Source organism: Streptomyces sp. NPDC037242 (assembly GCF_055604165.1).
Genome location: NZ_JBVJUY010000009.1, coordinates 94,800 through 110,796, shown reverse-complemented (window position 1 = coordinate 110,796; position 15,997 = coordinate 94,800). Strand labels below are relative to the sequence as shown.

The following is a 15,997-nucleotide window of genomic DNA, read 5'->3' as shown; positions in this document are numbered from 1 at the left end:
CAACGGGGCTGAGGCGAAACCAATGAAGATCCACAAGTACGACACCGTCATCGTCGGCGCGGGTGGCGCGGGCATGCGCGCCGCCATCGAGTCGACGAAGCGCAGCCGCACCGCCGTGCTGACGAAGCTCTACCCCACCCGCTCCCACACGGGCGCCGCGCAGGGCGGCATGGCCGCCGCGCTGGCCAACGTGGAAGAGGACAACTGGGAGTGGCACACCTTCGACACGGTCAAGGGCGGTGACTACCTGGTCGACCAGGACGCCGCCGAGATCCTGGCGAAGGAGGCCATCGACGCGGTCCTCGACCTGGAGAAGATGGGCCTGCCGTTCAACCGCACCCCGGACGGCACCATCGACCAGCGCCGCTTCGGCGGCCACTCCCGCAACCACGGCGAGGCGCCGGTCCGCCGGTCCTGCTACGCCGCGGACCGCACGGGCCACATGATCCTCCAGACGCTGTACCAGAACTGCGTCAAGGAGGGCGTGGAGTTCTTCAACGAGTTCTACGTCCTGGACCAGCTCCTGGTCGAGGAGGACGGCGTCAAGAAGTCGGCCGGTGTGGTCGCGTACGAGCTCGCCACCGGCGAGATCCACGTGTTCCAGGCCAAGTCCGTCATCTACGCCTCCGGCGGCACGGGCAAGTTCTTCAAGGTGACCTCCAACGCGCACACCCTCACGGGTGACGGCCAGGCGGCCTGCTACCGCCGCGGCCTGCCGCTGGAGGACATGGAGTTCTTCCAGTTCCACCCGACGGGCATCTGGCGCATGGGCATCCTGCTGACGGAGGGCGCCCGCGGTGAGGGCGGCATCCTCCGCAACAAGGACGGCGAGCGCTTCATGGAGAAGTACGCGCCGGTCATGAAGGACCTCGCGTCCCGTGACGTCGTCTCGCGCTCCATCTACACCGAGATCCGTGAGGGCCGCGGCTGCGGTCCGGCCGGTGACCACGTGTACCTGGACCTGACGCACCTCCCGCCGGAGCAGCTCGACGCGAAGCTCCCGGACATCACCGAGTTCGCGCGCACCTACCTGGGCATCGAGCCGTACACGGACCCGATCCCGATCCAGCCCACCGCGCACTACGCCATGGGCGGCATCCCGACCAACGTCGAGGGTGAGGTCCTGGCGGACAACACCACCGTCGTCCCGGGCCTGTACGCGGCCGGCGAGGTCGCGTGCGTGTCGGTGCACGGCGCCAACCGCCTCGGCACCAACTCGCTGCTGGACATCAACGTCTTCGGCAAGCGGTCCGGCATCGCCGCGGCGGCGTACGCGCACGCCAACGACTTCGTCGAGCTGCCCGAGGACCCGGCGAAGCAGGTGATCGACCTCGTCGAGCACCTGCGCGCCTCCACGGGCAAGGAGCGGGTCGCCGACCTGCGCCTGGAGCTCCAGGAGACGATGGACGCCTGCGTGATGGTGTTCCGCACCGAGCAGACGATCAAGACGGCGGTCGAGAAGATCGCGGAGCTGCGCGAGCGGTACAAGAACGTCTCGATCCAGGACAAGGGCAAGCGCTTCAACACGGACCTGCTGGAGGCCATCGAGCTGGGCAACCTGCTCGACCTGGCCGAGGTCATGGCCGTGTCCGCGCTGGCGCGCAAGGAGTCCCGCGGCGGTCACTACCGCGAGGACTACCCGAACCGCGACGACGTCAACTTCATGCGCCACACCATGGCGTACCGCGAGGTCGGGGCCGACGGCTCGGACTCGGTCCGGCTCGACTACAAGCCGGTCGTCACGACCCGCTACCAGCCGATGGAGCGTAAGTACTGATGTCTACCCCCACTCTGTCCAAGACGGACCAGATGGAAGCGGCGGCCGCGGCCTCCCCGTTCATCACGGTCACCTTCCGGATCCGCCGCTTCAACCCCGAGATCTCGGACGAGTCGCAGTGGCAGGACTTCCAGGTCGAGATCGACCCGAAGGAGCGCGTGCTCGACGGTCTCCACAAGATCAAGTGGGACCTCGACGGCACGCTGACCTTCCGCCGGTCGTGCGCGCACGGCATCTGCGGCTCCGACGCGATGCGGATCAACGGCAAGAACAGGCTCGCCTGCAAGACGCTGATCAAGGACATCAACCCGGAGAAGCCGATCACGGTCGAGGCCATCAAGGGCCTGACGGTGATGAAGGACCTCGTCGTCGACATGGAGCCCTTCTTCCAGGCGTACCGGGACGTCATGCCGTTCCTGGTCACCAAGGGCAACGAGCCGACGCGCGAGCGCCTGCAGTCCGCCGAGGACCGCGAGCGCTTCGACGACACCACCAAGTGCATCCTGTGCGCCGCGTGCACGTCCTCGTGCCCGGTGTTCTGGAACGACGGCCAGTACTTCGGCCCGGCGGCGATCGTCAACGCGCACCGCTTCATCTTCGACTCGCGTGACGAGGCCGGCGAGCAGCGGCTGGAGATCCTGAACGACAAGGACGGCGTGTGGCGCTGCCGCACGACCTTCAACTGCACCGACGCGTGCCCGCGCGGCATCGAGGTCACGAAGGCGATCCAGGAAGTCAAGCGTGCGCTGATCACGCGCCGCTTCTGAGTCCTTCGGCATTTGCGTACGGGGCCCCGCCGCCCGGTGTTCACACACCGGGCGGCGGGGCCTCCCGCGTATCAGGCCCGCCGGATCTGGCTGGTGATCGTCGGGTCGGTGATGGCCGTGTCCTCGGCGAGCAGCATCGCCTTGCTGAGGATCACCGCGAGGGTCCGGTCGCCCTCGTAGGGCAGGTAGCCCGCGTCCGGTGAGGCCGTGGACTTGGGCACGATGCACAGGTACTGGTCGTTCGGCTCCATCAGGATGTTGCCCGAGCCCAAATGGATCTTGTACGTCCGCAGCTCGCCCCTGACGTGGAGGAAGCGGCCCTCGACGGAGCAGCGGCCGGCGATGGCCAGCCTCGGCACCAGCCGCTCCAGCAGGGCCCGCCGGGTCTCGGCGCTCTGGTTCAGCTCGCCGAAGCCGTACGAGGTCCAGTACTCGCGGAAGCGGCCCTCGGGACCGCCGTCGGACCAGGTGGGGTCGTTGCCCACGCTGGCGACCCCGACGAACAGGTCCACGTCGCGCAGCACCTCGCTGAGCACCAGCTCGGGTATCTCGGTGAGCGGCAGCGGGTCGACGGGGGCCAGGCCGTCGGGCAGGTACATGGAGTATCCGCGGCCGCCGCCGCAGTGCGCCCAGTTCTGCGGGGCGTCGATCGGGTAGAAGCGCACCTGGTCGGTGGTCAGCCGCAGGTAGCTGCCGGATCCGGTGGTGTCGGCGTGGTGGTCGCCGCCGTCGTCGCCCTCGATCCAGTACTCGGCGCGCAGGCCCCACTGCGGCAGCTCCCGGGTGGCCGGCGGCGCGGAGTCGTCGACGCAGAGCCGGAGCTTGTTGCGCCAGCCCCGGGCGGCGGCCAGCGCGTGGAACTGGTGCTGGCGCAGGACGTGTGCGGCGAACCGGTTGGAGTACGTCCCGGTGTTCCGCTCGGCCTCGGTCAGCGGGTACACCTCGCGGTGGGCCTGCTTGAACGGCTGGGTGATGCCGAGCTCTTCGAGCCGCTCGCGCACGGCGGCGACCTCGTCCCCCGCGCGGCCGATCGGGTGCCACAGCCGTACCTCGGCGTCCTCGCCGACGCACAGGGGGTCGCCCGCGAGGGTGCGCAGGTCGGTGCCGTCGAAGACCGCCGGGAGCCCGGCCACCGTCCAGACCAGGCGGCGGGCGAGGGTGGCGACCAGCGGGTGGTCGAGGTACCGCTCGCGCCACTGCCCGTACGCCCACACCCGGCGGGCGAGGAACTGCCGGTCGAGGCGCTCCGTCTGGGCGGAGAGCATCTTGTCGATGTCCTTCACGGCGGCCTTGAGCTCCTTGAGCTCCTCGGCGTGGTCCTGGCGGACCGCGGCGGGGACGCTCTTGACCGCCTTGCCGGCGGCGTTGCGCCAGCTGAGCACGGCCTTCGGCCCGCGCACCTCCAGCAGGGCGACGGCCTCCCCGAACGGGAACCCGGCGCGGCCGACCTCCGTGAGCCCGTACGCGGGCACGGCGAGCTCCTCGATCTCCTCCCGGGTCAGCCCGAGCGCGGCCGCCCGCTGCTCCAGCGCCGAGTCGACGAGCTTGAGGGTGCCCTTGAAGGTCACCCGGGCCGACAGCCGGGCCAGCTCGGCGAGGGCGGCCTCGCCCTCGGTCCGGGAGAGGGAGACGACACCGGCGTTGGCCACCTTGGGGTTGCGCGGGCCCAGCCCCGCGACCTTGCGCAGGCAGGCCTCCACGAGCCTGCCCAGCGCGCGCGGTATCTCGGGGTGCGCGGGCAGCAGGGGCAGCAGCCAGGCAAGTCCGCGCAGGGCGTTGGCGTTGTAGGGGTCGAGCTGGTTCTGGTACCAGCCGTCGTCCACCGGGATGGTGCGCGGACGGTCCACGAGCGCGAGCCAGCCCACGACGGTCTCGCGCAGGACGTCGGGGCCGGCTCCGGTGCCCTCGATGAGCGCGCGGGCGGTCTTCTCCCACTTGGCGCTGGGCCGGGCCGCGGTGGCGGTGGCGGCATGGGCGAGGAGGGCGGACCAGCGCCCGTCGGCCATGGCCTCCTCGGCCCACTGCTCACCGACGTTGAGGACGGGACCGCTCAACTGCCCGACCGCGGCGCTCAGGTCGGAAATGGAGTAGGACATCAGCGCACTGCGCCGCAGGGTGGCCACGGCTGCGGCCGGGACCGTGTGCCCGGCGGCCAGCCAGCCGTGCACGCGCGCCGACCAGCCGCCGCCGTAGGTGTGGTAGGTCCGCCCCAGCTCCTCGAAGGCCCGCCGGGTCGCCGCGTCGAGATCGACCGCCATGTCAGCCGCCCACCAGTGCGACGAGCTTGAGGAAGGTGACCTCGGTGCCGAGCGGGAGGTCGATCTCCTCGTCGAGCCCGGTGATCTGACGGTCCCCCACCAGGACGAGGAAGCCGTTGCGCTCGAAGGCCCGCAGCGCCAGCTCGGTCTGCACCTGCGGATCCACGGGCCGGTCGGCGGCCGGCCGCACCAGGCGCTGCGCCACGGCGGCGTGGCCGCGCGCCGCGTCCTCCGCCACCTCCTGGAATATCCTCCGCCGGATCAACTCGCGCAGCGCGAGCCGCTCTTCGGCGATCTCCATGCCCCAGCCGCCGCTGCGGCCCCCACTTGTCGTCTCGTCGACGAACGTCACGCTTCCCATGCGCCAGAGACTAGAACCGGCCACTGACAATGGGGCGGCCGGTCCCAACGCCGGGCTACAGCAGGCGCGGTGGCTGTGGAAGGATCGTCGGCATGAGTGAGCAGCAGCCCAATCCGTACGCGAACGACCCCGGCCAGGGCGACTACCAGTGGGGTCCGGGGCAGCCCGCTTACGGCTACCCGCAGCCGGGCCAGCCGGGTTACGGCTACCCGCAGCAGCCCCCCGCCTACCAGCCGACCATTGCCGGAGCTGGCATCCCGGCCCCCATGACCCCGCCGCCGGCGGCGGGGCAGGGCTCCGGCTTCTCCCTGGGCGACATCACCGTCGTGGGCGACCAGATCATGACCCCGTCGGGTCCGATGCCGCTGCGGGGCGCGATGTGGAACGCGACGGACCTGTCGCGCACGGAGGAGAAGATCCCGGCCCACGCGATCGTCCTCGCCGTCATCTTCTTCCTGTTCTGCCTGCTCGGCCTGCTGTTCCTCCTGATGAAGGAGAAGAAGACCACGGGCTACATCCAGATCACGGTGAACAGCGCCGGCCGCCACCACTCCACGATGATCCCGGCCACGGACCCGAGCACGTACATGTGGGTCATGAACCAGCTCAACTACGCCCGCTCCCTGAGCATGTGACCCCCGCGGCGGTTCCCCCACCCGATCCGGTGAAGGAACCGCCTTACGGGTCGCGGGGCCACCACCGCCCTACGATGATGCTCTCGACCCAGCCCACGGGAGGCCCGGAATGTCCACAGCGCCCGTCGAGCACCTGAGCGTGGCAACGACGAGGAGCCTCTGACTCTCCTCGAAGAGGCAGACAGACTCATGGAGCAGCTCCCCGGCTACCGTGTCGAGATCATCGGAGGCATCCTCACCGCGACACCAGCGCCGGACGCCCCGCACGCGCGCGCCTTGACAAGGGTGATGGCCCCTTTCATCGCCGCGGGACTGGACGATGGCGAGACCGACGTGCTCCAAGGCGTCGGCGTCTGGCTGCCAGAGGGCCCCGAGGACTACGCGGTCCCGGACCTGGCCGTGGTCGACGCCGATCTCGACGACCACTTGATCGAGTTCAACTGCTACGACCCGATGGCATTCCGCCCGGTCCTGGAAGTGACCTCGTCCAACTACAACAACGACCTGCGGTCCAAGGCCATCGCCTACGCCCAGGCCCGGATCCCCGTCTACGTCATCATCAACCGAAAGCACCAGCGGGTGCACGTCCTGACGGACCCCGTCGAGGGCGAGTACAAAGGCCATCGCATCCACGCCGCAGGTGAACTGGCGACCCTGCCCGACACGCTGGGCGCGAAGGTCACCCTCGATGTGGACCAGCTACTGAAGGCCGGACAGCCGCGCAAGAGGCAGCTCAAGGCCGAAGAGCAGGAGCCGGAAGCCTAGAGCTCGGCACAGCGGACACCACCCCACACCCATTGCTTGAACTTGTTCAAAAACAGGTCTACAGTCAGTCCTGCCATCAAGTTGAACACGTTCAAGGGGGGCGAGGGCAATGGACCTCACCGTGGTCGCGTACGTCATCTACCTGCTCATCAGCATCGGACTCACCATCTGGGTCGCCCGCACGCTCAGCCGCAACGGGCGCATCTTCATCGCCGACGTCCTCCAGGGCAACGAGAAGCTCGCGGACGCCGTGAACCAGCTCCTGGTCGTCGGCTTCTACCTCGTGAACATCGGCTTCGTGACCCTGTACCTGCGGTCGAGCGAGGAGATCGACACCGCCCGCGGCCTCTTCGAGGCACTGTCGGTCAAGCTCGGCGTCGTCCTGCTGGTCCTCGGCGTCATGCACCTCGGCAACGTCTGGGTGCTCAGCAAGGTGCGGCGCCGCCAGATCATGGAGCGCCAGCAGACCCCGCCGGTCGCCCCGCAGGGGTGGACCGCGCCGGCCGGGGCCTGACCGGTGGCACCGGCCGCGCAGGCCACCCGACACCTCACGGTCCTGTACGACGCCAACTGCCCGCTCTGCGTGCACATCCGGCACTGGCTGCTCGCGCAGCACTGGCTGGTGCCGCTCCGGCTGGTGCCCGCCGCGTCCTTCGAGGCGCAGCGGCGGTTCCCGCAGCTCGACCACGCGTCGACGCTGCGGGAGATCACCGTCGTCGGGGACTCCGGGCAGGTGTGGACCGGCACCGACGCCTTCATCGTGTGCCTGTGGGCACTGGCCGAGCACCGGCCGAGGGCGAACTGGCTCGCCACCCCGGCCGGCCGGCCGTTCGCCAGGGCGGCGATGTACGCCGCCTCCAAGTGGCGGGAGGCGGTCCGGGACGAGACCTGTGACGATCAGTGCCCCGCACCCGGATAGGCTCATACACCGTGACTGATCAGAAGGCTCCCAAGAGCGAGCAGACCCGGACGCTCATCCTGGAAACCGCGCTCCGGCTCTTCCAGGAACGCGGTTTCGACAAGACGACGATGCGCGGCATCGCCAAGGAGGCCGGGGTTTCGGTCGGCAACGCCTATTACTACTTCGAGTCGAAGGAACACCTGGTCCAGGGTTTCTACGACCGGATCGGCGCCGCCCACCTGGCCGCGGTCCGGCCCATCCTGGCCAGTGAGACCGATCTGCAGAAACGACTCGCGGGCGTACTGACGGCCTGGCTGGACATCGCCGCGCCGTACCACGAGTTCGCCTCCCAGTTCTTCAAGAACGCGGCGGACCCCGAGAGCCCGCTCAGCCCCTTCTCCCCGGAGTCGGAGGTGGCGCGCAAGCAGGCGATCGACATGCACCGCGAGGTGCTGGCGGGGGCGAAGACCAAGGTTCCGGAAGAACTGGCCGACGTACTGCCGGAGCTCATGTGGCTCTCGCAGATGGGCCTGGTCCTCTACTGGGTCTTCGACCGCTCCCCCAACAGCGAGAAGACCCGCCGCCTCGCGGAACGCGGTGCGCAGCTCACCACGCGCGGGATCGTCCTGGCCCGCTTCCGCGTCCTGCGCCCCCTGGTCCGCGAGGTCCACGAACTCTTCGCGGACTTCCTCCCGGGCATGGCCCAGACGGCGGTCTCCAAGAAGCGCGCCTCGGACCCCGACCCCGCCTGATCCACGCCGGCGGCCCCGGCAGCCCCGTGCCGGGGCCCGGGCCGCCCCGGCGGCGGGATCACAGCCAGTCGAGCTCCCACAGGCGCCAGACGCCCGTGCCGTCGGAGAGGTACTGGGCGCCCGTGACGGCCTCGCGGGACATCACGTAGTCCTTCTTCTGCCAGATGGGCAGCATCGGGATCTGCTGGGCGATCAGCTTCTGGAGTTCGCGGAAGTCGACCGCCGCCTCGGAGCGGTCCGAGAAGGACTGGGTGCGGGTGATGAGGGCGTCCACGGCCTTGTCGGAGAAGCCGTTGTTCATCGAGGAGTCGGCGCCGACGAGCGGGGCGACGAAGTTGTCCGCGTCCGGGAAGTCGGCGATCCAGCCGATGGTGTAGGCGTCGAACTCGCCCGCCGCGTACCCCTTCTGGAAGTCGCCCCACTTCTCCACCGGCTTGACCGTCAGCTGGAACAGCCCGGTGGACTCCAGCTGCCGCTTGATCTCGTCGGCCTCGGCGAGGTTCGCACCGCGTACGTTGACGCCGAGGGACAGCTGGACCGGGGTGGCGATCCCGGCGTCCTTGAGGAGCTTCTTGGCGGTGGCGCCGTTGGGCGCCGGGTACATGTCGAAGAACGGCGTGCTGTGCGAGGCGATGCCCGCCGGGACCAGGGAGTACAGCGGGGTGACCGTGCCCTTGTAGACCTGGCCGGCCAGCGCGGAGCGGTCCAGAACGGCGGCGACGGCCTGGCGCACGGCGGGCTGCGCCGCGGGGGAGCCCTGGCGGACGTTGAAGACCACGCTGCGGGTCTCGGTGCCGCCGGAAGCCTGGTAGCGGGTGTCCTTCAGGCCCGGGTTGAGGCCGGCGAGCACGGCCGGCGGCATCTCGCGGTGGGCGACCTCGACCGCGCGGTCCTGCCAGGCCCGGTCGAGCTGGGCGGAGTCCTCGAAGTACTTGACGGTGACGGACGCCTTGGCCGGCTTGCCCTGGCCCTTGTAGGTGGCGTTCGGCTTGAGCTCGGCGCTCGCACCGGCCGTGTACGCGGCCAGGGTGAACGGGCCGGAGCCGTCGACCTTGACGCCCCCGCGCAGGGCGGTGGCCGGGTACTTCTCCCGGTCCACGATCGAGGCGGCACCCGTCGCGATCTTGTAGGGGAAGGTGGCGTCGCGCGCGGAGAGGTTGAAGGTGACGACGCGGCCCTCGGCCTTGACCGACTCCAGCGTGTTGAACAGCGGCGCCGGCCCCTGGTCGGAGTTGATCGCCTTGATGCGGTCGAAGGAGTGCTTGACGTCCTCGGCGGTGATCTGGCGGCCCGAGGAGAACTTCACGTCCGGGCGCAGCTCGCACTGGTACGTGGTCAGCTTCTGCCCGATGAACTTGCAGGCGGAGGCGGCGTCGGGCACCGGGGTGTCCGAGCCGGGCCGGATCGTCAGCAGCGACTGGTAGACGTTGCTGAACAGGGCCCAGGAGCCCGCGTCGTACGCCCCGGCGGGGTCCAGGGAGGAGACCACGTCGCTCGTCCCGACGCGGATGGCCGTACCGCTCCCCCGGCCCTCGTCGGGCAGCAGCTGCCAGGCCCCGGCTCCGGCCACACCGAGGACCAGCCCGGCCGCGATGACTTTCGAGCGGACAGACCGCAGCATCCTTGACCCCACCCCACGCCGTCGCACACCGATATGCGCGACTCGACATCCGAATATCGGACAGCCAATCACGGAAAATCGGCCCCGGGAAGGCCGATTTGTGATGTGCCGCTGGCAGTTGGTGCGCTTCAGGCCTGATATGAGGCGAGTTCTACGACTGTGATGTCCGACGGTGCCCCGACCCGGACCGGCGGCCCCCAGGCGCCGGCCCCGCGGGACACGTAGAGCTGGGTGTCCCCGTAGCGCTCCAGGCCCGCGACGGTGGGGTTGGCGAGCTCGGCGACGAAGTTGCCGGGCCAGAGCTGGCCGCCGTGGGTGTGGCCGGAGAGCTGGAGGTCGACGCCGTGCCGGACCGCGTCGTGGATCACGACGGGCTGGTGGGCGAGGAGCACCGCGGCACGGGAGCGGTCGCGGTCGCCCAAGGCCGCCCCGAAGTCGGGGCCGTGGCCCTCGCTCTCCCCCTGGACGTCGTTGACCCCGGCGAGGTCGAAGTGCGGCAGTGCCCGGCGGGCGTTCTCCAGCGGGGTCAGGCCCAGCTCGCGGACGTGGTCGACCCAGGCCTGCGCCCCGGAGAAGTACTCGTGGTTGCCGGTGACGAAGTACGAGCCGTGCCGCGCCCGGAGCAGGCGCAGCGGCTCGGCGGCCGGACCGAGGTCGGGCACGCTGCCGTCGACCAGGTCGCCGACGATCGCGATGAGGTCGGGCTGGGTGCGGTTGACGGTGTCCACGATGCGCTGGGCGTGCGCGCGGCCGAGGACGGGGCCGAGGTGGACGTCGCTGACGACGGCGATGCGGAAGCCGTGCGCGGCCCGCGGCAGCTTGGCGAGCGGAACCTGCACCCGCTTGACCCGGGGCCCGCGCAGCACCCCGTACGTCCCGTACCCGACGGTCCCCCCGGCCGCGACGGCGGCGGCCCCGCCGACCGCTCGCGCGACGAAGGTCCGGCGGCTGAGCCCGCCCCCCGCGCCCCGGGGGACGGCGGTGATCGTGGCGGTGGAGCCCTCCGCGCCGTCCGGCTCCGCCGGCGCCTGGAGCACGGGGTCCGGGGCGGGGTCCCGCGGGTCCGGCTCGGCCTGGTCCGGCGCGGCCGGGGCCGTCTGCGCGTACCGGCGGAGCCACACGGCGCGTACGGGCTCCGCCACCAGCATCGCCAGCGTCAGGTAGAGCAGGACCGCCAGCCAGAGGTAACCGGGCCAGGCCACCGTCTGTTGGAGCCAGAAGGGGGCTCCCGCGCGCCCGGCCACCAGCGCGGCCGCGGCCAGCAGGGGCAGCGCCACCGCCAGCGCGGTGCCGGCGCGCCGCGCCCGGCCGCCCGGGGCCGTCGTATCGCGCACCAGGCGGATCCAGAGCCAGCGGTGGACCAGTGTCAGGAGGGTCAGTACGGCGACCACGGCCGCGACGGCCAGCACGATCTTCATGCCGCGTCACCCCGACGTGATTCACGCCGCAGCGCGCGGACGCCGAGCAACCCGATCACTCCGACGGCCGTCCCCAGAAGAAAGGACGACACCGCCAGGAGAAGGTGGACCCAGAAGTACGCCGTCGGGTCGCCCGCCGCGTCGAATGCCTGACCACTGCCGTTCTTCCACAGGTTCCGGACGAAAGACACCCAGATGAACCAGCTCCACACCCCGAAGGAGAGCAGGAACCAGGAGGCGCCGCGACTGAGTCTCATGTCCCCAGTATCTGATCACGACCCGGAACGGACACGCCGGGGTGGGCTGTCCCGGCGGTGGTTGCGGCGGGTTGGCCGGTCCGTGCGGCCAGACAGTCAATCGGGATGTACTTTCACCTGCGTGTCTGCCAATAAGACCGCACTGACGGTCCTTTCCGCCGCTCTGCTGGTCCCCGCGATGCTCGTGGCGCCCGCCCATGCCGCACCGACGCCGACCCCGCCGGCGGACGGGAAGGGTCAGCAGCGCAAGGCCCCTGCCCCGCCCGCCTCGATGTCCACGGTCGGCGGCTCCGCGCTCGGACAGCCCGGGACCCAGGTGAACCTGCTGCCCGGCGCGCCCGCGCTCCCCACGAACCTGACGGGGCGCTCGTGGATCGTGGCCGACGCCGAGTCCGGCGAGGTCCTCGCGGCACACAACGCGCACTGGCGGCTCCCGCCCGCCTCGACCATGAAGATGCTCTTCGCGGACACCGTGCTCCCCGGGCTCCCCAAGGACCAGGTCCACAAGGTCACCGGGCAGGAGCTGTCGGGTGTCGGCTCGGGCTCCAGTCTGGTCGGGGTCAAGGAGGACCACGAGTACTCCGTCCACGACCTGTGGCTCGGGGTGTTCCTGCGCTCGGGCAACGACGCCGTCCACGTGCTCTCCGCCATGAACGGCGGGATCGACAAGACCGTCAAGGACATGCAGGCGCACGCCGAGGAGCTCCAGGCCCTCGACACGCACGTGGTCTCTCCGGACGGCTACGACGCCCCCGAGCAGGTGTCGAGCGCGTACGACCTCACCCTCATCGCGCGCTCGGGCCTGCAGAAGCAGGACTTCCGGGAGTACTGCGGCACGGCCAGCGCGAAGTTCCCCGGCTTGCAGGAGGCCGGGAAGGCGCGCGACTACTTCGAGATCCAGAACACCAACCGGCTGATGACGGGCGCGGGGGGCATCCCCCCCTACAAGGGCATCGCCGGGGTCAAGAACGGCAACACGACGATGGCGGGCTCCACCTTCACCGGCGCCGCCCAGCGAGGCGACAAGAAGCTGCTGGTCACGGTGATGAACCCGGGCGCCGGTGGCGCGAACACCGTCTACGAGGAGACCGCGGACCTCTTCGACTGGGGCTTCGCCGCGCAGGGCAAGGTCAAGCCGGTGGGCGAGCTGGTCCCGCCGAAGAGCGCGGACACGACCTCCCACGGCTCCCCCGCCCAGTCGCACGAGAACAACCCGTCGGCGTCCGGTGACGGCGGCGGCGGGATCGGCACCGCCCTCGGCATCGCGGGCGGGGCGCTCGCGGTCCTCGCGGGCGGCGCGTTCGTCGTCAACCGGCGCCTGCCGCGCGGCCGCCGGGGTCGCCGGGCTTCCTGACGGACGGCGGGGAGGACCCGGGACCCTCGGCCGCCGCGGGCTCCGGGGCCTGCTCCGTCTGCGGGTCCTGCTCCGTCCCTGGGTCCTGCTCCGTCTGTGGGTCTTCCTCGCCGTCCCCGTCCGCATCGTCGCGGCTCGCCGTCCAGGCCGCGCAGAACAGCAGCAGCTTCGCCGTGAAGTTGATCCACAGCAGCAGGGCGATCGGCACGCCGAAGGCCCCGTACATGCTCTTCGCGGCGACCCCCCGCATATAGCCGCTGAGCAGCAGTTTCAGCAGCTCGAAGCCGGCCGCGCCGATGAGCGCGGCCTGGAGCAGGCGGCGGCGCGACGGTTCGACGCCGGGCAGCAGGGTCAGGACGTAGAGCAGCAGCAGGAAGGCCGCCAGCACGCCGACGAGGAAGGCCCCGCCCCGCAGCAGCGCGCCCCCCGCGCCGTCCCGCGGGATGCCCAGCCACTCGCCGAAGCGCCCGACGGCGCTGGAGCCGATGATCGAGGCCGCGGCCGAGCCCAGGCCCGCGCCGCCGAGGCCGATCAGGACGAGCGCGTCCTTGCCCTTGCGCACGAAGGGGTTGCCCTCGTCCTCGTCGTCCTTCTCCCACACCGCGCGCAGGCAGTCCCGCATCGAGCCGACCCAGCCGATGCCGGTGAAGAGCAGGACGGCCGCCGCCACCAGCCCGACGGTGCCCGCGTTCGCGACGAGGGCGTCGAGGTCGAGCTGGTCGGAGATGCCCGGGACCTGCTCGGCGAGGCTCTTCTGCAGCCGCCCCAGCTGGTCCTTGCTGAGCAGCCCGGCCCCGACGGCGGCGGCCACGGTGATCAGCGGAAAGAGCGCCAGGAAGCTGATGAAGGTGATCGCGGAGGCCAGTCGGCTCCAGTGGACGCGGTCCAGCCGCTGGTACGAACGCCACGCGTGGGTCCGCATCACGAAGCCCACCAGGGGCCCGACCACCGGAAGCTTCCTCAGCCAGTCCATGCCGTCACCGTAAATGAGCCGTCGGAAATAGCCGGGATTGCCACCGTTGGGCACTACGGTCGTCCCTTGTGACTTTTCGCCCGACGGCTCGGCCGTTCCATGACCTGGTCCTGCGAAGGATCCGTTTCCGGCTCAGGTTCCGGTACAGGATCCTGCCTCAGTCGACGACGGCGGCGGTGTCGGTCGGTGACCCGAGCTGCGCCGGGACTGCGGCCGGGGCGCTGCCGAAGGGGTACTCCCGCAGTTTGCGCCAGACCCCGTCCGAGCCCTGCTCGTAGAGGGCGAAGCCGCCGCAGATCCAGTCCGCGGAGTACTCCGCGAGCGCGCTGAACGCCAGGTCCATCGCCTCCTCGGAGATCCCGTGGGCGACCGTGACGTGCGGGTGGTACGGGAACGCCAGCTCGCGGCTGAGCGGCCCCTGGGGGTCGCGGACCCGGCCCTGGAGCCGGGTGCAGCCCGTGGCGCCCTCGACGACCTTGACGAAGACGACCGGCGAGAGGGGGCGGAAGGTTCCCGTACCGGCCAGCCGCATCGGGAAGGGGCGGCCGGCCGCGGCCACCTCGGCCAGGTGGGCGCGGATCTCCGGCAGCCGGTCCGCCTCCACCTCGGTGGGCGGCACGAGGGTGACATGCGTGGGGATGCCGTGCGCGGCAGCGTCCCCGAAGCCCGCGCGCCGCTCCTGGAGCAGGCTGCCGTACGGCTCCGGGACCGCGATCGAAACGCCGAGCGTTACGGTCCCCACGAGTCTCTCCTCCGTCGTCGTTCCGGTCGTTCCGGTCGTCCGTGCGCGGGCCGAGCCCGTGCTGAGCGCGGGCTGAGCGTCGTCTGTGCGAGTGCTGCCGCCCCAGTGTGGCGCCAGCACCCCCCAGATCGCCAGGGCCCTCTGTCGCTCAGTGCTTCGCGGGGAGGAGTCCGAGCCTGTCGTAGGCCTGCGCCAGGGTCTCCGCCGCGACCGCCCGAGCCTTCTCCGCGCCCTTGGCCAGCAAGGAGTCCAGGGTCTCCGGGTCGTCCAGGTACTCCTGGGTGCGCTGCTTGAACGGTGTGACGAAATCGACCATCACTCCGGCCAGGTCGGTCTTCAGCGCGCCGTAGCCCTTGCCCTCGTAACGGGCCTCCAGGGCGGGGATCGTCTCGCCCGTGAGAGTGGAGTAGATCGTGAGCAGGTTGCTGACGCCGGGCTTCTCCACGGCGTCGAAGCGGATCTCGGCCTCGGTGTCGGTGACCGCGCTCTTGATCTTCTTCTCGGTGGCCTTGGGCTCGTCGAGGAGGTTGATCAGGCCCTTGGGGGACGACGCCGACTTCGACATCTTGATCGACGGGTCCTGGAGGTCGTAGATCTTCGCGACCTCCTTGACGATGTGCGCCGCGGGGAGGGTGAAGGTGTCGCCGAAGCGCTGGTTGAAGCGCTCGGCCAGGTCGCGGGTCAGCTCGATGTGCTGGCGCTGGTCCTCGCCGACGGGCACGGCGTTCGCCTGGTAGAGCAGGATGTCGGCGACCTGGAGGATCGGGTACGTGAACAGGCCGACGGTGGCGTTGTTGGCGCCCTGCTTGGCGGACTTGTCCTTGAACTGGGTCATCCGGCTGGCCTCGCCGAAGCCGGTGATGCAGTTCATGACCCAGCCGAGCTGCGCGTGCTCGGGGACGTGGCTCTGGATGAAGAGCGTGCAGCGCTCGGGGTCCAGGCCGGCGGCGAGCAGCTGCGCGGCGGAGAGGCGGGTGTTCGCGCGGAGGTCCTTCGGATCCTGCGGCATGGTGATCGCGTGCAGGTCCACGACCATGTAGAAGGCGTCGTGCGTCTCCTGCAGGGCCACGTACTGGCGGATGGCTCCGAGGTAGTTCCCGAGGTGGAACGAACCGGAGGTGGGCTGGATACCGGAGAGCGCGCGAGGACGATCAGAAGCCATGGCTTCATTCTCTCAGGTGCGGGGCGGGACTCTGTCCCCGCGCTGGCCGGATCCGGGCGGGTCGCCGGGGCCGGCGCGGCCGGGGCCGCACCCCGCGCCCGGCCCCCGCGCCGGGGCCCGCCCGAGTACCGGACAGTAGCGGTGCGGCCGGATCTTGCCCCGGCCGAGCGACCGCTTTCCGCCGGGGCTCCGCCCGGCCCCCTGGGGCTCCGCCTCAGACCCCGCGGGCGGAGCCCCCAGCAGCGGTGCCGCGG

The 15,997-nt window shown here is 70.6% G+C and carries 16 protein-coding genes; 8 read left to right on the top strand and 8 right to left on the bottom strand.

Annotated elements, in window-relative coordinates:
* Positions 1-22 precede the first annotated feature (22 nt).
* Both sdhA and ACZ7GJ_RS13455 read left to right on the top strand, forming a co-directional pair.
* On the top strand, positions 23-1,777 hold the full coding sequence (gene sdhA, locus ACZ7GJ_RS13460) for a succinate dehydrogenase flavoprotein subunit (protein WP_470751467.1): 1,755 nt from the start codon (positions 23-25) through the stop codon (positions 1,775-1,777).
* On the top strand, positions 1,777-2,544 hold the full coding sequence (locus ACZ7GJ_RS13455) for a succinate dehydrogenase iron-sulfur subunit (protein ID WP_470751466.1): 768 nt from the start codon (positions 1,777-1,779) through the stop codon (positions 2,542-2,544). Before sdhA ends, ACZ7GJ_RS13455 begins: the two co-directional genes overlap by 1 nt.
* A 71-nt stretch (positions 2,545-2,615) precedes the next feature.
* Here ACZ7GJ_RS13455 and ACZ7GJ_RS13450 read toward each other — a convergent pair whose 3' ends face one another.
* Both ACZ7GJ_RS13450 and ACZ7GJ_RS13445 read right to left on the bottom strand, forming a co-directional pair.
* Positions 2,616-4,802, bottom strand: a complete 2,187-nt coding sequence (locus ACZ7GJ_RS13450) for a DUF4132 domain-containing protein (protein WP_470751465.1) — start codon at positions 4,800-4,802, stop codon at positions 2,616-2,618.
* Position 4,803: 1 nt separating this feature from the next.
* A complete protein-coding gene (locus ACZ7GJ_RS13445) occupies positions 4,804-5,163 on the bottom strand; it encodes a hypothetical protein (RefSeq protein WP_470751464.1) in 360 nt (119 codons plus the stop codon).
* Between the two features lie 92 nt (positions 5,164-5,255).
* On the opposite strand from ACZ7GJ_RS13445, the gene ACZ7GJ_RS13440 reads away from it, so the two are divergent.
* From ACZ7GJ_RS13440 to ACZ7GJ_RS13420, 5 genes are all read left to right on the top strand, one after another.
* On the top strand, positions 5,256-5,798 hold the full coding sequence (locus ACZ7GJ_RS13440; RefSeq protein ID WP_470751462.1) for a hypothetical protein: 543 nt from the start codon (positions 5,256-5,258) through the stop codon (positions 5,796-5,798).
* A gap of 189 nt (positions 5,799-5,987) precedes the next feature.
* Positions 5,988-6,563, top strand: a complete 576-nt coding sequence (locus tag ACZ7GJ_RS13435; RefSeq protein ID WP_470751461.1) for a Uma2 family endonuclease — start codon at positions 5,988-5,990, stop codon at positions 6,561-6,563.
* Positions 6,564-6,672: 109 nt separating this feature from the next.
* Positions 6,673-7,077: a hypothetical protein gene (locus tag ACZ7GJ_RS13430; RefSeq protein ID WP_470751460.1), complete on the top strand. Its 405-nt coding sequence runs from the start codon at positions 6,673-6,675 to the stop codon at positions 7,075-7,077.
* A gap of 3 nt (positions 7,078-7,080) precedes the next feature.
* The gene (locus ACZ7GJ_RS13425) at positions 7,081-7,482 is read left to right on the top strand and encodes a thiol-disulfide oxidoreductase DCC family protein (protein ID WP_470751459.1); all 402 of its coding nucleotides are present in this window, start codon (positions 7,081-7,083) and stop codon (positions 7,480-7,482) included.
* A gap of 11 nt (positions 7,483-7,493) precedes the next feature.
* On the top strand, positions 7,494-8,216 hold the full coding sequence (locus tag ACZ7GJ_RS13420) for a TetR family transcriptional regulator (RefSeq protein WP_470751458.1): 723 nt from the start codon (positions 7,494-7,496) through the stop codon (positions 8,214-8,216).
* A gap of 58 nt (positions 8,217-8,274) precedes the next feature.
* Here the strand turns inward: ACZ7GJ_RS13420 and ACZ7GJ_RS13415 are convergent, their stop codons facing one another.
* The 3 genes from ACZ7GJ_RS13415 to ACZ7GJ_RS13405 form a co-directional block, all read right to left on the bottom strand.
* Positions 8,275-9,834 (bottom strand): ABC transporter substrate-binding protein, encoded by a 1,560-nt coding sequence (locus ACZ7GJ_RS13415; protein WP_470751577.1) that lies wholly within the window; start codon positions 9,832-9,834, stop codon positions 8,275-8,277.
* A gap of 131 nt (positions 9,835-9,965) precedes the next feature.
* Positions 9,966-11,255, bottom strand: a complete 1,290-nt coding sequence (locus ACZ7GJ_RS13410; protein ID WP_470751457.1) for a metallophosphoesterase — start codon at positions 11,253-11,255, stop codon at positions 9,966-9,968.
* Positions 11,252-11,512, bottom strand: a complete 261-nt coding sequence (locus tag ACZ7GJ_RS13405; protein ID WP_470751456.1) for an SCO4848 family membrane protein — start codon at positions 11,510-11,512, stop codon at positions 11,252-11,254. The genes ACZ7GJ_RS13410 and ACZ7GJ_RS13405 overlap by 4 nt, the downstream gene beginning before the upstream one ends.
* Before the next feature lie 121 nt (positions 11,513-11,633).
* On the opposite strand from ACZ7GJ_RS13405, the gene ACZ7GJ_RS13400 reads away from it, so the two are divergent.
* A complete protein-coding gene (locus tag ACZ7GJ_RS13400) occupies positions 11,634-12,866 on the top strand; it encodes a D-alanyl-D-alanine carboxypeptidase family protein (RefSeq protein ID WP_470751455.1) in 1,233 nt (410 codons plus the stop codon).
* Here ACZ7GJ_RS13400 and ACZ7GJ_RS13395 read toward each other — a convergent pair.
* The 3 genes from ACZ7GJ_RS13395 to trpS form a co-directional block, all read right to left on the bottom strand.
* Positions 12,820-13,839 (bottom strand): YihY/virulence factor BrkB family protein, encoded by a 1,020-nt coding sequence (locus ACZ7GJ_RS13395; RefSeq protein ID WP_470751454.1) that lies wholly within the window; start codon positions 13,837-13,839, stop codon positions 12,820-12,822. The two genes, ACZ7GJ_RS13400 and ACZ7GJ_RS13395, sit on opposite strands and share 47 nt — an antisense overlap.
* A gap of 157 nt (positions 13,840-13,996) precedes the next feature.
* Positions 13,997-14,581, bottom strand: coding sequence for a 2'-5' RNA ligase family protein (locus ACZ7GJ_RS13390; protein ID WP_470751452.1), 585 nt, complete (start codon positions 14,579-14,581; stop codon positions 13,997-13,999).
* Positions 14,582-14,729: 148 nt separating this feature from the next.
* The gene (gene trpS / locus ACZ7GJ_RS13385; RefSeq protein ID WP_470751451.1) at positions 14,730-15,743 is read right to left on the bottom strand and encodes a tryptophan--tRNA ligase; all 1,014 of its coding nucleotides are present in this window, start codon (positions 15,741-15,743) and stop codon (positions 14,730-14,732) included.
* Between the last annotated feature and the right edge of the window lie 254 nt (positions 15,744-15,997).